The 19136-nt window shown below is 47.9% G+C and carries 14 protein-coding genes; 9 read left to right on the forward strand and 5 right to left on the reverse strand.

Going from position 1 to position 19136, the window contains the following annotated elements:
* Window positions 1-2: 2 nt before the first annotated feature.
* Together FD977_RS08945 and FD977_RS08950 are read left to right on the forward strand one after the other, a co-directional pair.
* Entirely contained in the window at window positions 3-980 is a 978-nt protein-coding gene (locus tag FD977_RS08945) for a homoserine kinase (RefSeq protein ID WP_215305103.1), read from the forward strand.
* The gene (locus FD977_RS08950; protein WP_215305105.1) at window positions 977-1759 is read left to right on the forward strand and encodes a BPSS1780 family membrane protein; all 783 of its coding nucleotides are present in this window, start codon (window positions 977-979) and stop codon (window positions 1757-1759) included. Before FD977_RS08945 ends, FD977_RS08950 begins: the two co-directional genes overlap by 4 nt.
* Here the strand turns inward: FD977_RS08950 and FD977_RS08955 are convergent.
* Entirely contained in the window at window positions 1756-4143 is a 2388-nt protein-coding gene (locus FD977_RS08955) for a UvrD-helicase domain-containing protein (RefSeq protein WP_215305107.1), read from the reverse strand. The genes FD977_RS08950 and FD977_RS08955 overlap by 4 nt on opposite strands.
* Window positions 4144-4167: 24 nt before the next feature.
* Between FD977_RS08955 and FD977_RS08960 the strand changes: the two genes are divergently transcribed.
* On the forward strand, window positions 4168-7068 hold the full coding sequence (locus FD977_RS08960; protein ID WP_215305112.1) for a valine--tRNA ligase: 2901 nt from the start codon (window positions 4168-4170) through the stop codon (window positions 7066-7068).
* Between the two features lie 28 nt (window positions 7069-7096).
* On the forward strand, window positions 7097-7981 hold the full coding sequence (galU, locus tag FD977_RS08965) for a UTP--glucose-1-phosphate uridylyltransferase GalU (protein ID WP_215305114.1): 885 nt from the start codon (window positions 7097-7099) through the stop codon (window positions 7979-7981).
* Window positions 7982-8070: 89 nt separating this feature from the next.
* Here the strand turns inward: galU and FD977_RS08970 are convergent, their stop codons facing one another.
* Together FD977_RS08970 and alaS are read right to left on the reverse strand one after the other, a co-directional pair.
* The gene (locus tag FD977_RS08970; RefSeq protein WP_215307114.1) at window positions 8071-8298 is read right to left on the reverse strand and encodes a sulfurtransferase TusA family protein; all 228 of its coding nucleotides are present in this window, start codon (window positions 8296-8298) and stop codon (window positions 8071-8073) included.
* Between the two features lie 8 nt (window positions 8299-8306).
* Window positions 8307-10931, reverse strand: a complete 2625-nt coding sequence (gene alaS, locus FD977_RS08975) for an alanine--tRNA ligase (RefSeq protein ID WP_215305115.1) — start codon at window positions 10929-10931, stop codon at window positions 8307-8309.
* Between the two features lie 123 nt (window positions 10932-11054).
* Between alaS and FD977_RS08980 the strand changes: the two genes are divergently transcribed.
* From FD977_RS08980 to FD977_RS08990, 3 genes are all read left to right on the forward strand, one after another.
* Window positions 11055-11516, forward strand: a complete 462-nt coding sequence (locus FD977_RS08980) for a tripartite tricarboxylate transporter TctB family protein (RefSeq protein WP_215305117.1) — start codon at window positions 11055-11057, stop codon at window positions 11514-11516.
* Between the two features lie 18 nt (window positions 11517-11534).
* A complete protein-coding gene (locus FD977_RS08985; protein ID WP_215305119.1) occupies window positions 11535-13037 on the forward strand; it encodes a tripartite tricarboxylate transporter permease in 1503 nt (500 codons plus the stop codon).
* Window positions 13038-13121: 84 nt separating this feature from the next.
* The gene (locus FD977_RS08990; RefSeq protein ID WP_215305121.1) at window positions 13122-14894 is read left to right on the forward strand and encodes a glutamine--tRNA ligase/YqeY domain fusion protein; all 1773 of its coding nucleotides are present in this window, start codon (window positions 13122-13124) and stop codon (window positions 14892-14894) included.
* Here the strand turns inward: FD977_RS08990 and FD977_RS08995 are convergent.
* Window positions 14875-15762 (reverse strand): SDR family oxidoreductase, encoded by an 888-nt coding sequence (locus FD977_RS08995; RefSeq protein ID WP_215305123.1) that lies wholly within the window; start codon window positions 15760-15762, stop codon window positions 14875-14877. The genes FD977_RS08990 and FD977_RS08995 overlap by 20 nt on opposite strands.
* A gap of 36 nt (window positions 15763-15798) precedes the next feature.
* On the opposite strand from FD977_RS08995, the gene FD977_RS09000 reads away from it, so the two are divergent.
* Together FD977_RS09000 and FD977_RS09005 are read left to right on the forward strand one after the other, a co-directional pair.
* Window positions 15799-16839 (forward strand): CDP-6-deoxy-delta-3,4-glucoseen reductase, encoded by a 1041-nt coding sequence (locus FD977_RS09000; protein WP_215305125.1) that lies wholly within the window; start codon window positions 15799-15801, stop codon window positions 16837-16839.
* Between the two features lie 51 nt (window positions 16840-16890).
* Window positions 16891-18084 (forward strand): acetylornithine transaminase, encoded by a 1194-nt coding sequence (locus FD977_RS09005; RefSeq protein ID WP_215305127.1) that lies wholly within the window; start codon window positions 16891-16893, stop codon window positions 18082-18084.
* An 85-nt stretch (window positions 18085-18169) separates the two neighbouring features.
* Here the strand turns inward: FD977_RS09005 and ispH are convergent, their stop codons facing one another.
* On the reverse strand, window positions 18170-19135 hold the full coding sequence (gene ispH, locus FD977_RS09010; RefSeq protein WP_215305129.1) for a 4-hydroxy-3-methylbut-2-enyl diphosphate reductase: 966 nt from the start codon (window positions 19133-19135) through the stop codon (window positions 18170-18172).
* Window position 19136: the final 1 nt, after the last annotated feature.

Below are 19136 nucleotides of genomic sequence, written 5' to 3' on the forward strand. Positions count from 1 at the left end.
TCATGGCCGTCTTTACTCCCATTGAACTAAGTGATATCTCTACTTGGATCTCAAGCGACTTTGATATCGGGCAGGCCATCGACATTCGTGGAATTCATGGTGGGATTGAGAATTCCAATTTCTTTCTCGACACAGAGAAAGATGGCAAGAAACAAGAATATGTTCTGACAATTTTTGAAAGACTATCGGCAGAGCAACTTCCCTACTACTTAGAGCTAATGCGTCACTTGGCGAATAAAAGTATTCCCGTACCAAAGCCGCTTGAAAATAAACAGGGGCAAATCTTATTTACGCTCAAAGGTAAGCCTGCAGCCATTGTGAGCAAGCTTCCAGGTCTTTCTAGGCTTGCACCCAAAGCTCAGCATTGCGCTTTGGTTGGCGAGTATTTAGCCAAAATGCATTTGGCCAGTAGTGACTTTAAGCACACTCAAGAGAATCTTCGCAGTCTTGCTTGGTGGCAAAAAACAGTGCCTCAAGTGTTGTCACATTTAAGTGGCGCACAAAAAGAATTACTGACTAGCGAGCTCGCAACTCAAGAGCAATTCTTTAGCTCAGAAGCCTATCAATCACTGCCACAGGGGGCAAGTCATTGCGATCTCTTTAGAGATAACGTACTGTTTAATCCTCACGGCGCAAGTGATGACTCTCAAGATCAGCTAGGCGGTTTCTTCGACTTTTATTTCGCCGGAACAGATAAGTGGTTATTTGATTTAGCGGTCACTGCAAATGACTGGTGTCTCGCTGACAACAAACAAGATTTAGACCCTGCTCGCTTCAAGGCGCTGATGGATGCCTATCAGGCTGTTCGTCCACTCACTACTGAAGAGCAAGCAAGTTGGCCACTAATGGTACGCGCCGCAGCTCTACGATTTTGGATCTCCCGCCTGTGGGATTTTTATTTGCCACGTGACGCGCAAATGCTCACCCCGCATGACCCTCGTCATTTTGAAAATATTCTCTTAAGTCGCAAGGCAATATGAAACTCAATTCCGTCACTCCAAAAGAGGGTTACACCTGGATACGTCAAGGCATTTGGCTTTTTAAACAAAATCCTTTGGGTTTTTTAATGCTGGTATTCATGTACATATTTGCAGCGCAACTTGCAGTACTCGTACCCGTGATTGGTATTTTTGCCGTCTTATTACTCACACCTACCTTATCAGTGGGCTTTATGACCGCCTGTCGCCTAGCGATTCAAAAAGAACGTATTCGACCCTCGGTATACGTGGTTGCCCTGCAATCCAACCCCTTAGTTCGTAAACGTATTCTCCAATTAGGTTTGGTCTATGCCGCGCTAATCCTAGCCCTCAGCTTTATCTTAAGCTTGTTGGTAGATTTTGAGTTGCTCATTCCACTAATGACTAACGAAAAGCCCATTACTTCAGAGGCCATCAGTCAGATTTACCTGATACTCTTTTTTGGTGGCCTGCTTTATGTGCCAGTAGCAATGTTGATGTGGTTTTCTCCTGTACTCGTTGCTTGGGCTGATATGTCTATAGCGCAAGCACTCTTTTCCAGTGCTGTTGCTTGCTGGACCAATCGGGGTGCATTCTTTTTATATCTCGCGATTTGGGGTGCGATCTTAATCGCTATTCCTTTAACGATTGGCTCTATTTTTGATGCTCTCGACTTGGGTCAAGCTGCATCATTCATCATCGCACCTATTTCTATGGCGGGGCTGACTGTGATGCATTGCTCTTTCTTCGCCACTTGGAAAGCATGCTTTGCTGAAAAAGAATCGGCTGCTTTAATCGCTTAATCTATCGCAGCCAACTTAGCAATGCTGAGCTGTAGCCATTTCACACCGTGGCGCTTGAAATTCACCTGAGCGCGCGCATCAGCATCGTTACCCTCTAGGCCTGTAACGCGCCCTTCACCAAACTTAGTATGGAATACATTTTGCCCAATCGTAAATGGGTAATTTCCCCGTGGTGGCGAGGCCATTCTGGTCACGGCGGTTGAGGCAGAACCTACTCGACCAATCTGCCTTGCAGGTCGCTCACGCTCATTACCACTGTCAAAGAAATCATTCGATCCAAACTCGCGCTGACGGGTGTAGCCATCTTGCCAAGTCGACCCTGAGCGGCCGCTATTTCCATTGCTAGCACTACCCCAACGGGCATCTTTTACTTTTGGAGTGAGCCACTTCAGTGAATCCGATGGCAACTCTTCCAAGAAGCGGGATGGCATGTTGTAACGAACTTGACCGTGCAACATCCTTGACTGGGTATGAGAGAGATAGAGGCGTTCCTTTGCGCGAGTAATCGCCACATACATTAGGCGTCGCTCTTCTTCTAAACCATGCTGCTCGTTAATACTGTTCTCATGTGGGAACAAGCCCTCTTCTAAGCCAGTAATAAATACAGAGATGAACTCCAAGCCTTTTGCAGAGTGCACCGTCATCAACTGCACAGCATCTTGGCCTGCCTGAGCTTGGTTATCTCCAGCCTCCAATGAAGCATGTGAGAGGAATGCAGCTAATGGCGAGACTTCGACTATGCCAAGGGCATTCTCACCCGGCAGTGTGGCAGCAGTGGCATCCTGACCATAGCCTTCTTCGGCAATAAATGCGGTTGCGGCATTAATCAATTCTTGTAAGTTTTCTACACGGTCCTGACCTTCGCGCTCCGAGAGATAGTGCTGAATCAGGCCACTATTTTGAATCACGAATTCCACTGTCTCAGGCAATGTGTTGTGACGGGTAGCTTCACGCATATGATCAACAAGGCGCACAAAGCCACCCAAGGAGGCGCCAGCTTTGCCATCTAATGTCGATGCCGCCAAATACAAAGAACTGTTTTGTGCACGAGCTGAATCTTGCACAGCTTCAATCGATCTCGCCCCAATACCGCGTGTCGGGAAATTGACTACGCGTGAGAAAGAAGTGTCATCGTTCGGGTTTTCTAGAAGACGTAAATACGCTAAGGCATGTTTAATCTCTGCACGCTCGAAGAAGCGCAATCCACCATAAACCCGATACGGAATCGCCGCAGAAAATAAGGCATGCTCAATAATGCGTGACTGAGCATTACTTCTGTAGAGCAGGGCAATTTCAGTACGCTTAATACCGCTACTGACTAAAGCTTTTATTTCATCTACAAGCCAAGCGGCTTCAGCATGATCGCTCGGCGCGTCGTAAATGCGGACTGGCTCGCCATGTCCTGCATCAGTGCGCAAGTTTTTACCAAGACGATCTGTATTGTTAGAAATGAGGTAGTTGGCTGTATCTAAGATATGACCATGCGAGCGGTAGTTCTGCTCAAGCTTGACCATCATCGGGTGGTATTGCTTTTCATAAAGACGCATGTTCTCCACATCTGCGCCGCGGAAAGCATAAATACTCTGATCATCATCACCTACCGCAAAAACTGCACTACTTCCCATGCCGCTGACATTAACGCGGCTAGCATCATGACCAGAGAGTAATTTGAGCCATGCGTATTGCAAGGCATTAGTATCTTGGAACTCATCAATCAAAATATGACGGAATCGTTCTTGGTAATGCGTACGAATAGCCTCGTTATGTTTGAGCAATTCATAACTGCGTAACAAGAGTTCAGCAAAGTCGACTACGCCTTCACGCTGGCACTGCTCGTCATAAGCCTCGTACAACTGGGCCATCTTGGCCTGAAAATCATCCCCTACAGATAATTCTTTGGCACGCTGACCACGCTCTTTGGCGTGGGCAATGAAATATTGCAACTGCTTAGGGGGGTATTTCTCATCATCGACCTTTAAGCCCTTTAAAAGCCGCTTAATGGCAGAAAGCTGATCTTGGGTATCCAAAATCTGAAAAGTGGACGGCAAACCTGCTTCTTTGTGATGCGCACGCAATAAACGGTTACAAAGTCCATGGAAAGTACCAATCCACATGCCTCGGGTGTTAATCGGCAACATGGCGCTCAGACGCAACATCATCTCCTTAGCGGCCTTATTGGTGAAGGTCACCGCCAGGACACCAATAGGTGAAACCTGACCCGTTTGGATCAACCAAGCTATACGGGTCGTCAGGACGCGGGTTTTTCCACTACCAGCGCCAGCCAAAATCAGGGCTGACTGGGCCTGGCCATTTTCATTTACTGGCGGGAGGGTCACTGCCTCGCGTTGTTCTGGATTAAGGTTTGCGAGTAGGTCTGAGTACATCGCCCCAATTATAATTTGCCTCTTATGCCAAATGCTTCGAATACCCCTAATTCACCCGACTCCCCATTAACTAGTTCTGTAGACGAACTGGCCAAATCCTACGAACCCGCCCCAATTGAAGCTTATTGGGGTCCGGAGTGGGAACGCCGCGGCATTGCCGACGCCACCCTAGACGAGGGCAAGGGAGATTTCTCGATTCAGCTGCCGCCACCGAATGTGACGGGCACCCTCCACATGGGTCACGCGTTTAATCAAACCATCATGGATGGCTTGGTGCGTCATGCCCGCATGTCTGGCAAAAATACCTTGTGGGTTCCAGGTACGGACCATGCCGGTATCGCTACACAAATCGTCGTTGAGCGTCAACTTGATGCGCAGAAAATATCTCGCCATGATTTAGGTCGCGAAAAATTCTTAGAAAAAGTGTGGGAGTGGAAAGAAACTTCCGGCAACACGATTACCCGTCAGATTCGTCGCTTAGGCGCCTCGATTGATTGGGGTAAGGAATATTTCACGATGGACAGCAAGATGTCCAAAGCGGTTGTCGAAGTATTTGTTCGCTTACATGAGCAAGGATTAATTTACCGCGGCAAACGTTTGGTGAACTGGGATCCCGCTTTAGGGACTGCGGTCTCTGATTTAGAAGTGGTGAGCGAAGAAGAAGATGGTTCCATGTGGCACATTCGCTATCCATTAGCCGATGGCTCCGGACACCTGACCGTTGCCACCACGCGCCCAGAGACTTTATTGGGTGACGTAGCCGTCATGGTCAATCCAGAAGACGAGCGCTACAAACACCTCATTGGTAAATCAGTACAGCTACCGCTGTGCAATCGCGAGATTCCAATCATTGCCGATGATTATGTTGATTTAGCTTTTGGTACTGGTGTTGTTAAAGTGACACCTGCGCATGACTTCAACGACTATGCTGTTGGACAACGTCATCAATTGCCACTCATCAATATCTTGACTCTCGATGCCAAGATTAATGAGAATGCACCTGCGGTGTACCAAGGTCTTGAGCGTTTTGCTGCCCGCAAACAAATCGTTGCCGACTTAGATGCAGCCGGATTATTGGAAAAAGTACAGCCACATAAATTAATGGTGCCACGCGGTGATCGCACCCAAACCATTATTGAACCAATGCTCACTGACCAATGGTTTGTCGCAGTATCCAAACCAAGTCCAGATAACAAATATCAACCAGGCTCTTCTATTGCAAGCGCTGCGCTAGATGCAGTAAAAAATGGTGACATTAAGCTGGTTCCAGAAAATTGGATTAGCACCTACTCTCAGTGGCTGGAAAATATTCAGGACTGGTGCATCTCACGCCAACTCTGGTGGGGCCATCAAATCCCCGCCTGGTATGGTGATGATGGGCAGATTTTTGTAGCGCGCTCTGCAGAAGAAGCAAAAGTGAAGGCTGCTGCTGCCGGTTATAGCGGTCAGCTCAATCGTGACCCCGATGTCTTGGATACTTGGTTTAGCTCTGCACTGGTGCCATTTAGCTCGCTAGGCTGGCCAGAAGAAACGCCAGCTCTAAATCACTTCTTACCTTCTTCAGTGTTAGTAACCGGCTTTGACATCATCTTCTTTTGGGTAGCCAGAATGGTCATGATGACTTGCCACTTCACTGGCAAGGTGCCTTTCCATACCGTGTACGTACACGGCTTAGTCCGTGATGCTGAAGGTCAAAAGATGAGTAAGTCCAAAGGAAATACTTTGGATCCAATCGATTTAATTGACGGCATCAAGATTGAAGACTTGGTGGCTAAGCGTACTACCGGCTTGATGAATCCAAAGCAAGCTGAAAGCATTGGTAAGAAAACCAAGAAAGAGTTTCCAGAAGGCATTCCTGCATTTGGTACAGATGCCCTGCGCTTTACCTTCGCCTCACTCGCGTCACTGGGTCGAAATATTAATTTTGATCAGAAGCGCTGCGAGGGTTATCGCAACTTCTGCAACAAACTCTGGAATGCCACTCGTTTTGTTCTCATGAATTGCCCTGGCAATGACCAAGAGAACGGCTTTGCTCCTTGTGACAGCCAATGCGGCCCAGAAGGACAGCTTGATTTCTCTCCGGCAGATCGTTGGATTGTTTCGATATTACAAAGAACCGAAGCTGATGTTGCTAAAAGCTTCCAAAACTATCGCTTTGACAACATTGCTACGAGTATCTATCAGTTTGTTTGGGATGAATACTGCGATTGGTATTTAGAGTTAGCTAAGGTACAGCTCCAGACTGGCACGCCTGCACAGCAACGTGCCACTCGTCGTACCCTCTTACGTGTTTTAGAAACCATCTTGCGCCTGGCTCATCCACTGATTCCATTCATTACTGAAACCCTCTGGCAAACCGTTGGGCCGAAGATTGGTAAAGAGTTGGCTAAGCAAGATAAGCAAACCATTGCACTGCAGCCATACCCAATTGCTCAACTCGATAAGATTGATGAGCAAAGCGAAGCTTGGGTGGCCCAGATTAAATCGATTGTGGATGCGTGTCGCAATCTACGTGGCGAGATGCAAGTTTCTCCTGCACTCAAAGTGCCTCTCTGGATTAGCGGACCGCAAGATTTCTTGAAACAGGCAAGTCCGTACGTGACTGCTTTAGCCAAACTATCTGAAGTCAAAATCTACGATGACGAGTCCGCTTTAGAGAAGGATGCCCCTGGCGCACCAATGGCCCTGGTTGGCAATCTGAAGTTGTTACTCAAAATTGAAGTAGACATAGCAGCTGAAAGAATTCGCCTAAGTAAAGAAATTGAGCGCCTAGCCAATGAGATCACCAAAGCACGCAGCAAACTTAGTAATGAAAGCTTTGTAGCTCGCGCCCCAGAAGAGGTGGTTGCCCAAGAAAAACAACGCCTTACGGGCTTTGAGCAAAACCACGAGAAGCTTGTTGCACAATTAGAACGACTGAAATAAAGCATCAATAAAACTGATCGGAATTGCAATGCCATTAAGCACTAAAGCCGTTACCAAAGTCGTCTTCCCCGTTGCAGGTTTGGGCACACGCTTCTTGCCAGCCACCAAGGCTAGCCCGAAAGAGATGCTCAATGTCGTAGATAAACCGCTCATACAGTACGCAGTGGAGGAAGCGATTGCTGCTGGCATTACCGAAATGATTTTTGTCACTGGTCGAAGTAAGCGTGCCATCGAAGATCACTTTGATAAAGCTTATGAATTAGAAGCTGAACTCGAAGCCAAGAATAAAACTGCTTTACTGGAGATTGTTCGTAGCGTCAAACCCAGCCATGTAGATTGTGTCTATGTACGCCAGCCTGAAGCTTTGGGCTTAGGCCATGCGGTTTTATGCGCAGAAAAACTTGTACGTGATGAGCCTTTTGCCATCATCCTGGCCGATGACTTACTCGATGGCCAGCCACCAGTACTCAAGCAAATGCTCAAAGTATTTGATGAGCAAAATGGCTCCGTCTTAGCGGTGGAAAAAATTGACCCCTCTAAAAGTAGCTCTTACGGCATTATTTCTGGAGCAGAAGTATCCAAAGGTATTTATCGCTTAAATGGCATTGTAGAAAAGCCGCAGCCTAAGGATGCGCCATCTAACTTAGCGGTAGTGGGTCGCTATGTTCTGTCTTCAGATATCTTTAATCACATTCGTAATCTGAAGCCCGGTGCTGGTGGTGAAATCCAGCTTACTGATGCGATCGCCTCTTTACTAAAAGAAGAGCCTGTATTTGCTTATGAATACGATGGCGTGCGCTATGACTGCGGTAGCAAGCTTGGCTACCTCAAGGCTTCAGTAGAATTTGCTTTGCGGCATCCAGAAGTCAGCACCGAGTTTGCGGCTTACTTAAAGAGCCGTTCTTTAAGCTAAGCTTCACAGTCAATCTCCAGAGCGAGAAAAGTAAAAAGGCAGAAATCACTTTCTGCCTTTTTCTTTAGTGCCGAATGTTTCAGCGCGCCTTATCTTCTCTTGAGGAAGAAAACCAATACGTCACCCTCAGTAGTACTGGCAAGTAGTTCATTGCCGGTCTGCTTAGCAAATGCAGGAAAGTCATGCGCAGCACCAGCATCCGTGGCCTTCACTTTCAAAACTTCGCCTGATTGCATAGTCGCTAGGGCCTTCTTGGTGCGCAAGATTGGGAGCGGGCAATTCATGCCAATCGCATCAACCTCGAGATTAAATTCGATGACATCACTCATTTAGATGCCACCCAATCTTTTACGCCAGCTAAAGCCGCACCCAACTTGCTTGGGTCGGTGCCGCCAGCCATCGCCATCTCCGGTTTGCCACCGCCCTTACCACCAACTTGCTGAGCAACGAAGTTCACTAAGTCCCCTGCTTTTACCTTAGCAATCGAATCCGCAGTCACACCAGCAATCAGACTCACCTTATCGCCCTGCACTGAAGCCAAGACAATTGCTGCAGTCTTTAACTTTACTTTCAGGGCATCCATAGTCTCACGCAAGACTTGCGCATCAGCACCATCTAAGCGAGCGGCCAATACTTTGAGGCCATTGACATCAACTGCTTGCGTTGCCAATTCATCACCTTGGCTAGCAGCGAACTTGGAATTGACCTTATCTAACTCTCTTTCTGCCTGACGCAAACTATCTTGAAGTTGAGTAACGCGATTCACTAAATCACCTGGATGGGTTTTCAGAATCATCGCCGCTTCATTGATCTTATCTTCTAAGCCTTGCAAGAAGTTCAAGGCATTTTTGCCAGTCACCGCCTCAACACGACGGATACCAGCCGCTACACCACCTTCAGAAACAATCTTCAAGCTACCGATATCACCAGTACGCACAACGTGAGTTCCGCCGCACAGCTCTTTAGAACTACCGATTTCTAGTACGCGCACTTCGTCTGCATACTTTTCGCCGAAGAGCATCGTGGCACCGGTTTTCTGAGCATCGTCTAAGGACATCACTTTTCCGGAGGTCGCAGTATTTGCCAAAATCTCGGCATTCACAATATCTTCTACCCGACGAATTTCTTGTGGAGCTATAGGTGCGTTATGCGTAAAGTCAAAACGTGTTTTGCCGGCATCCACCAAAGATCCTTTTTGCTGCACATGGTCGCCCAATACTTCACGTAAGGCTTTATGCAAAATGTGCGTAGCGCTATGGTTACGCATTGTTTCTATTCTTTGCTGAGCATCGACTGAGGCATTTAGCATATCGCCCACCTTGAGCTCCCCTTCTTGCACTTCACCTTGATGTCCAAAAACATCCGCCTGAATCTTGAAGGTATCTTCAACTGCAAAACGCACCGCTTCATTACGCAACTCACCTTTATCGCCAACCTGTCCACCAGACTCAGCATAAAAAGGCGTGTTATCTAATACGATCACTGCAGCATCCCCCGCCTTGATAGACTGCACTGCAGAGCCATCAACATAAAGCGCAGTGACTTTGGCACCATCATGCTTCAAGGTGTCGTAGCCATGGAACTGGGTTGGCTTACCGGAATACTCCAATCCTTGAGCCACCTTGAACTTACCAGCCGCTCTTGCTTGATCACGCTGCTTTTGCATTGCCAAGTCGAAACCTTCTGCATCGACTGTGACATCGCGCTCACGGCACACGTCAGCAGTGAGATCCAATGGGAAGCCAAAGGTATCGTGCAAGCGGAAGGCAGTTTCACCATCAAGTGTCTTGGTACCACCAGCAAGCGCAGTCTCTAAAATCTCCATACCGTTAGCGATTGTCTGGAAGAAACGCTCTTCCTCCTGCTTAATCACTTCACTCACTTTATCTTTCGCTGCCTGCAACTCTGGATAAGCCTGACCCATCTCTTTTACGAGGGCAGGAACGAGTTGATAAAAGAAAGGTTTGCGTGCGCCTAATTTGTAGCCATGACGAATCGCACGGCGTGTAATACGGCGCAAAACATAACCACGGCCAGTATTACCCGGAATCACACCATCCACCACAATAAAACTACAAGCACGAATGTGATCAGCAATGACTTTGAGAGATGGACTAGTTGGATCGCAATTCTCACCACCTGCTGCATCAACAGCTTCTTTAGCTGCTTTGAGCAAATTAACAAATAGGTCAATCTCATAGTTCGAGTGCACGTGCTGCAACACCGCCGCAATTCGCTCAAGGCCCATGCCAGTATCGACGCTCGGCTTGGGCAATGGATTCATATTGCCCGCTTCATCGCGATTGAACTGCATGAATACGTTATTCCAGATCTCAATATAGCGATCGCCATCTTCATCAGGGCTACCAGGAGGGCCACCAGCAATATGTGGGCCATGGTCATAGAAGATTTCAGTACAGGGGCCGCATGGTCCTGTATCGCCCATCATCCAGAAGTTGTCTGAAGCGTAACGAGCACCCTTGTTATCGCCGATGCGAATGATGCGCTCCGCTGGAACGCCGATTTGCTTGTTCCAAATCTCATAAGCCTCATCGTCTTCCGCATAAACAGTGACGAGCAGCTTTTCTTCTGGCAATTGAAAGACCTCAGTCAGCAAACCCCAAGCAAACTGAATCGCATCCTTCTTAAAATAATCCCCAAAAGAGAAATTGCCCAGCATTTCAAAAAAGGTGTGATGACGAGCTGTGTAGCCCACGTTATCTAAGTCATTATGTTTGCCACCGGCACGAATACATTTCTGAGCGGTGGTAGCTCGGTTATACGGGCGCTTATCAAAGCCTAAAAATACGTCCTTAAACTGGTTCATCCCCGCATTGGTAAACAACAGGGTTGGGTCGTCTCCAGGCACCACTGGGCTAGATGGGACAATTTGATGGCCTTTTTGGGCGAAGTAGTCCAGGTACGCCTGGCGAATTTGAGAGACTTTCATGCGAATAATTATCGCATTGGCACTTGTCGGGGGCAAACCCTTGGTAAAGCACCTCAATCCTGCCTTACAATCCCGTAACGTTAATAAATAGATCGACCCTTAAGTCGATATAAGGAGCTCAACTTGAAAATTCGCAATCAACGGGATTTTGGTGCCGGAATCATGTATATGGTTATCGGCCTGTTCTTCACCATAGTGGCTAGTAAATATCCCATGGGTACAGCAGCCAAGATGGGGCCCGGTTATTTCCCCTTCTTTCTGGGCATCCTCATGACGCTACTTGGCTTACTAGTGCTCGTTAAGTCCTTGGGGGCGAAGGCTGCCATTGAAAGCATTCCTAAATTTAACTGGCGCATCATAGGCCTAATTACTGGCTCTGTTGTCCTTTACGGCATCCTCTTGCCAACCATGGGCTTTGTTGTAGCGGTCTTTGTACTGGTATTCATGTCTGCCAGCGCAAGCCATGAATTCCACTGGAAGGGCACTTTAATTAATGCCTCCTTTTTAGTTGCATTCACCTACTCGGTGTTTGTATTGGGGCTGAAGCTTCAGTTCCCATTACTACCTTTCTTCTTACAACAATAACGAACCGGGACTCTAAAAATGGATTTATTTGCTAATTTAGCGCTCGGTTTCGACACAGCGTTTACCTTACAAAACCTACTCTACTGCCTGATTGGCTGTATTTTGGGTACTTTAATTGGTGTTTTGCCCGGTCTGGGTCCAATCGCGACGATTGCGATGCTCCTGCCAGCCACCTATGCATTGCCTCCAATTGCTGCTTTGATTATGTTGGCCGGTATTTACTACGGATCACAGTACGGCGGCTCAACTACTGCGATTTTGCTCAACATCCCAGGAGAAACGTCCTCGGTGGTGACGGCGATTGACGGCTATCAAATGGCCAGAAATGGTCGGGCAGGTGTAGCTCTCTTTACTGCTGGCATGGGTTCATTTTTTGCTGGTTGCGTAGCAACATTGGTTTTGGCTGCATTTGCCGCCCCACTATCCCAGTTAGCATTTAAGTTCGGCCCCGCTGAGTACTTCTCCTTAATGGTTCTTGGACTAATTGGTGCGGTTGTACTTGCCTCTGGCTCTTTGATCAAGGCGATCGGCATGATCATCCTGGGTCTCTTGATGGGCTTGATCGGTACCGACGTGAATTCTGGCGTATCACGCTATGCTTTTGACATCCCTGAATTAAGTGACGGTATTGGTTTCGTGGCAGTTGCTATGGGTGTTTTTGGCTTTGCCGAAATCATGAGCAACCTTGAGAAAAAGGGTGAGGACGAAGGCTTCTTGAATAAGATGACCACCATGATCCCAACCAAACAAGATGTGAAGCGCATGATCCCCTCCATCCTGCGCGGCACTACTATTGGTTCGATTCTAGGTATCTTGCCAGGTGGTGGCGCAGCTTTGGCCGCCTTTGGTGCCTACTCAGTAGAAAAGAAATCCTCCAAGTACAGCCATGAGTTTGGTAAGGGTGCAATTGAGGGTGTAGCCGGTCCTGAAGCAGCAAACAATGCTGCCGCTCAAACCTCCTTCATCCCATTGCTGACCTTAGGTATTCCACCGAATGCTGTGATGGCTTTGATGGTTGGTGCGATGACCATTCATAACATTCAGCCTGGTCCACAAGTCATGACTAGCAACCCAGCCTTGTTCTGGGGTCTGATCGCCTCCATGTGGATTGGTAATGTGATGTTGATTCTCTTGAACTTGCCACTCATCGGTATTTGGGTAAAGCTCTTGAAGATTCCTTATCGCTTTATGTACCCAGCCATTTTGGTCTTCTGCTGTATCGGCGTATATACCGTCAACAACACTGTATTTGACGTTTATGTCACCGCAGCCTTTGGTTTAATTGGTTACCTCTTCTTTAAGTTGGGTTGCGAGCCACCCCCATTGCTCTTAGGATTCGTACTTGGGCCGATGATGGAAGAGAATTTCCGTCGCGCCCTCTTGTTGTCACGTGGTGACTTCACAACCTTCTTAACCCGCCCACTCTCTTTAGGCTTGCTCATCGCAGCAGCCCTATTAGTGGTGATCGTGGCCTTACCAGCGGTTAAGAAAACCCGTGAAGAGGCTTTCGTAGAAGAGTAATACTCGAGCACTTCCCAGAAACGAGCCCGCAGCAGTTTGCGGGCTTTTTTCTTGATAGGCAGGGGTTTTCTCTACAATGGACACATGTCCCAAGATAGCAAACCATATAAAACGCCTGCCGGCACTCTTGCTGAGCCCTCCAACTTTTTGCGCCAGATCATCGATCATGACCTGGCAAGTGGCGCCTACCAAAATCGTACTAATCGAGATGGTCAAGCTATTCCCTCGATCATTACGCGCTTTCCACCAGAACCCAATGGCTACCTTCATATTGGTCATGCCAAAAGCATTTGCTTGAACTTTGGCTTAGCTGCTGATTACAACAATCAAGCAGGTGGTGCGCGTTGCAACATGCGCTTGGATGACACCAATCCAGTCAAAGAAGACATTGAGTATGCCGATAGTATTTTGGATGCGGTGAAATGGCTTGGCTTTGATTGGGGTGCACACTTGTATCACGCGAGTGATTACTTTGAGCGACTCTATGAGTTTGCCGAAATTCTGATTCAGAATGGCAAAGCCTATGTTGATAGTCAGAGTGCAGATGACATCCATACCAACCGTGGCAACTTTGGCCAAGCTGGAAAAAATAGCCCGTACCGCGATCGCACGCCCGATGAGAATCTTACCTTGTTCCGCGAGATGCGTGACAGCAAATATAAAGATGGTGAGCATGTACTGCGCTTGAAGATCGACATGGGGCATCCGAATATTGTGATGCGTGATCCTGTGGTCTATCGCATTCGCCATGTTGATCACCACCGCACTGGTAGCAAATGGTGCATCTATCCTTTATATGATTTCACCCACTGCATTTCTGATGCACTGGAAAATGTTTCGCACTCGATTTGTACTCTGGAGTTTGAAAATAATCGCCCGCTCTACGACTGGATTGTTGCCTCATTAGCGGAGCTGGGAATCTTTAAAAATCCCGTTCCGCATCAATATGAATTCGCCCGCCTCAACTTAACTTACACCATCACTAGCAAGCGCAAGCTACTGCAATTGGTAGAAGAAAAACATGTGGATGGCTGGGATGATCCACGGATGCCAACCATCGTAGGTATTCGTCGCAGGGGTTATACACCTGAGAGTATTCGTCTGTTCTGTGAACGCATTGGTGTCTCTAAAGCGGATAGTTGGATTGACATGAGCACCCTAGATCAAGCCTTACGGGATGATCTTGAGGCCAAGGCTCCACGGGCTACAGCGGTTCTCAAGCCACTCAAACTCGTGATTGATAATTTTGATGCATCCGCGAGCGAGCCTTGCTCAGCTCCTCGCCATCCACAGCATCCTGAATGGGGTAATCGCGAGTTTCATTTCACAAAAGAATTGTGGATTGAAGAAGATGACTTTATGCAAGAGCCCATCAAGGGGTTCTTTAGACTCTACCCACCGATTGGTGATCAAGCTGGTGGACGTGTGCGTTTGCGTCATGGCTTTGTGATTGAGTGCACTGGCTTTGAAGTGGATGCCAATGGCAAGGTAATTCAAGTGAATGTAACGCACTTCGCAGATAGCAAGAGTGGCACCCCCGGCTCAAACAACTACAAGGTAAAGGGCAATATTCATTGGGTCAGCGCAGCGGAAGCTGTGCCTGCACAAGTGCGCCTCTACGATCACCTGTTTAATGATCCACATCCCGATAGTGGCGATAAAAACTTCCTTGACGCAATCAACCCTCACTCTAAGGAAACGATTACTGCGTACTTAGAGCCGTGTATGAAAGACGTTAAAGCGGAGGATCGCTTTCAGTTTGAGCGCCATGGCTACTTTGTTGCGGATCAAAGCGATTCAAAACCAGGACAACCGGTATTTAACCGTACGGTCGGGCTTAAAGATTCTTGGAAATAGTTTTTAAAAACTCGGCAACGCTGGGATAGCGTAGCGGAGTCTTTAATTCTGAGAGGCGCGCATTCGTTACGCGCCGAGACTCCCGCATAAACGACCAGAGCATGGGGGATACGATTTTCTCCAACTGCTCAGCTGGTAATCTGGGTGGTCGCTCCAAACCAAACGCATCAGCCACTTCATCAAAGTAATCACCCATTTTGGTTTCACCACCGTCACAAGCGTTAATAACACGCTGTGGCTTGCCGTGATAGACGGCGGCACAAACCAATCTTGCCAAGTCATCACTCTGAATATGGTTTGAATAGGCATCCTCTGCCGCAACTAAGGCAGGCGTTCTCGCCTGGATGCGCTCAACCGGCAAGCGGTCAGCAGCGTAGATGCCAGGGACACGCAGAATAGTCAGGGCGACTCCATGAGCTGGAGCCCAAAGACGTAGGCAGTTTTCTGCATCTACCCGTCGCTTGGCTCGCTCGCTTTGGGGTTTAACTGGCGTCACTTCAGTTACCTTGGCGCCTGCGTGATCGCCATAAACACCCGTTGTACTCACATAAATCAGACGCCCAACAATATCAGAGCCTTGGGCTAAAATTCGAAGGAGGTTGCGAGTTCGGCAATCACGATGACCTGTATTTTGGGGTGGTGCTAAGTGGATCACGGTTTGTGCTAATCCACTTAAACGCCACAAGCTATCGGGCTTATCCAGATCCCCCAAAATCGGAATCGCGCCAACCGCTCTCAACTCCTGAAAACGGGTTTTCTGGGAAGTTAAGGCATATACGCGATGACTTCGAGCGAGCTGCTTGGCAACACGCAGACCAATGTCACCACAGCCAACGATCAGGATTCGAGATTTACCAAAAGATTGCATAGATCACATCGTAACGATTTATTGAAAGGAATGAGAGTGTCTTATCAAGTCACGCTCAAGGCGAGCGGTAAAAAATTTACTGTCCAGAAGGATGAGACCCTCCTGGAGGCAGCCTTACAGCAGGGCATCACCCTGCCCTATGGCTGTAAAAATGGTGCCTGTGGATCTTGTAAAGGCAAGATTCTAGAAGGTCAGGTAGAGCATGGTCAGCATAGTGCTGCCGCCCTAAGCCCAGCTGATGAAGCTGCCGGTGGCACCTTGTTTTGCTGCGCCCATCCCAAATCAGACCTTCTCATTGAAGCTCGTGAAGTTCAAGGTGCTGGTGATATCGCCATTCGGAAAGTGCCGTGTCGCGTGAACACCATTACAAAACCGAGCGCAGATGTGGCCATCCTTCAATTGCAATTACCAGCTGCCGAGCGCTTTCAATTTCTGGCTGGGCAGTATTTAGAATTCCTCCTTAAGGATGGTCAGCGCCGCGCTTATTCCATTGCTAATGCCCCTGATCAAGAAGGTCCACTCGAGCTACATATTCGACACTTGCCGGGCGGACTCTTTACCGATCTAGTCTTTGGTGCAAAAGATCCTACCTTAAAAGAAAAAGATATCCTCCGCTTTGAAGGGCCATTAGGTAGCTTCTTCTTAAGAGAAGATTCTAAAAAACCTATTATTTTTGTTGCGGCGGGGACTGGCTTTGCACCGATTAAATCCATCATTGAGCAAATGCAATTCAAAAAGATTAGTCGCCCGATTCATCTGTATTGGGGTGGACGGCGCCCGAGCGACCTCTACCACAATGAGCTCTGTCAAGCATGGGCAAAAGATACTCCTGACTTCAAGTACATCCCGGTCATATCAGATGCACTACCGGAGGACCAATGGACTGGGCGTACAGGCTTTGTGCACCAAGCCGTGATGGCCGACCATCTTAATATGAGCCCTTACCAGGTCTATGCCTGCGGCGCCCCAGTGATGGTCAATGCGGCCCGTCAGGACTTTGCATCCCAGTGCAGCTTGCCCGAAGAGGAATTCTTTGCAGACTCTTTCACTAGCGCTGCTGACATCGCGACAAACTAGCCTGCTAAGCGTGATAATAGAAACCTCATTTGATTTCACTTTGCATACGATATGAATAAGCCAGCCCAATCCGTAGATGCCCACTCAGTGATGTTTATTACTCCGCGCCCAGAGTTAACTATGGTTGAGGGTAAAGGCTCATGGCTGACTGATAACAACGGCAAGCGTTATTTGGATTTCTTGCAAGGCTGGGCAGTGAACTGTCTCGGTCATAGCAACCCCGGCATGATTGAAGCGCTCAACGCACAAGCAAAGAAACTCATTAATCCGAGTCCTGCGTTTTATAACGAGCCAATGATTCGTCTATCGAATCTTCTGACTGAAAACAGTTGCTTTAACAAAGTATTTTTCGCCAATAGTGGAGCTGAGGCCAATGAAGGCGCGATTAAGTTGGCACGCAAATGGGGGCAGCTAAATAAATCAGGCGCCTTTGAAATCATTACTTTTGATCACAGCTTTCATGGTCGCACCTTAGCGACGATGAGCGCATCTGGCAAACCAGGCTGGGACACGATGTTTGCCCCACAAGTTCCCGGGTTTCCAAAGGCCGATTTGAATGATTTGGATTCCGTCAAAAAACTGGTAACGGATAAAACAGTTGCGGTCATGCTAGAGCCGGTACAAGGTGAAGGGGGCGTCATCCCCACCACTAAAGAGTTTATGCAAAGCCTGCGTAAATTCACCAAAGAAAATAATATTTTGTTAATCGTGGATGAAGTGCAGGCCGGTTGCGGTCGTACTGGCACTCTCTTTGCCTATCAGCATTACGGCATCGAACCAGACATCATGACCTTGGGTAAAGGCATTGGTGGTGGCGTACCATTAGCTGCACTGATGGCAACTGATGCGGTTGCTTGTTTTGTACCTGGCGATCAGGGTGGCACCTATAACGGTAATCCACTGATGGTTGCAGTAGGCATCAGTGTGATTGAACAATTATTAGCGCCAGGTTTCCTGGATTCTGTGCGCGCCAAGGGTGAGTTGCTTAGCAAGGAACTCCTTGCCATCTCCGCAGAATTTAATCTGGATGGCGAGCGTGGCGAAGGGTTGTTGCGCGCCCTGATGTTGAGCAGTGATATCGGCGGGAAGCTGGTTGAACTAGCTCGCGATAGAACTCCAGAGGGGCTATTAATTAATTCACCAAGACCTAATCTGCTTCGCTTTATGCCAGCTCTCAATGTCACTGATGATGAAATCCGTCAGATGTGTAATATTTTGAGAGAGTTGCTCAAACAAATTAGCTAAACAATACTCAGGCTAAATGTAATAAAGGGGCTCTAAGCCCCTTTATCTTTTATTGCAGTAATCACTCTAACAATGGCGCCACTTGCTAGCCAACTAAATTCTTTGGCAGTGAGAAGGTGACATCCTCCACCACGCCCTCCAGATTACGAATACTGCGCGGTCCAAATTCTTGAATCTTGGCCACAATCGAGAGGGCTAGGCTTTCAGGGGCTGATGCCCCTGCAGTCAAGCCGACGCGCCTCTTACCAACAAACCATTCAGCCTGAAGTTGCTCTGGTGCATCAACCATGTAGGCTGGTACACCCAGTTTTTCAGCTAATTCACGCAAGCGATTCGAGTTCGAGCTTGCCTTGCTTCCAACCACAATAACTACCTCAACTTGAGGGGCCATAAATTTCACAGCATCCTGGCGATTTTGAGTGGCATAACAAATGTCTTGCTTACGAGGTTGCACGATATTCGGGAATTTTTGAATTAAGGCATCGACAATTTCTTTGGTCTCATCCACAGAGAGTGTCGTTTGCGTGACAAAGGCGATTTTTTCATTCTCAGTAAAAGGCAGCTTAGTAATATCTGCCACCTTCTCAATCAAATGAACACCTTCATTAACCTGCCCCATCGTACCTTCGACCTCCGGGTGCCCTGCATGGCCAATCATCAAAACGGTAAAACCATCCTTGCACATCTTGATGACCTCAACATGCACCTTTGTAACCAAGGGGCAAGTTGCGTCATATACCTGCAAGCCACGCGTCTCAGCATCTTGACGAACTTCTTGAGAAACACCGTGGGCACTAAACACCACAATGCCGCCTTTGGGAACTTCATGCAACTCTTCAACAAATACAGCACCCTTTTCACGCAGCTCGTTCACGACATAAGCATTGTGAACAATCTCATGACGTACATAAATTGGGGCACCAAAACGTATCAGCGCTTCATTCACAATATTGATTGCACGATCAACACCAGCGCAAAAGCCACGGGGCTGCGCCATCAAGATTTCGGAGGTGCTATCACCGCCGGCTTGTGTAATAGTTTGTTTATTCATT

Origin of the sequence: Polynucleobacter sp. AP-Elch-400A-B2 (assembly GCF_018688355.1) — a bacterium.
Lineage (GTDB): Bacteria > Pseudomonadota > Gammaproteobacteria > Burkholderiales > Burkholderiaceae > Polynucleobacter.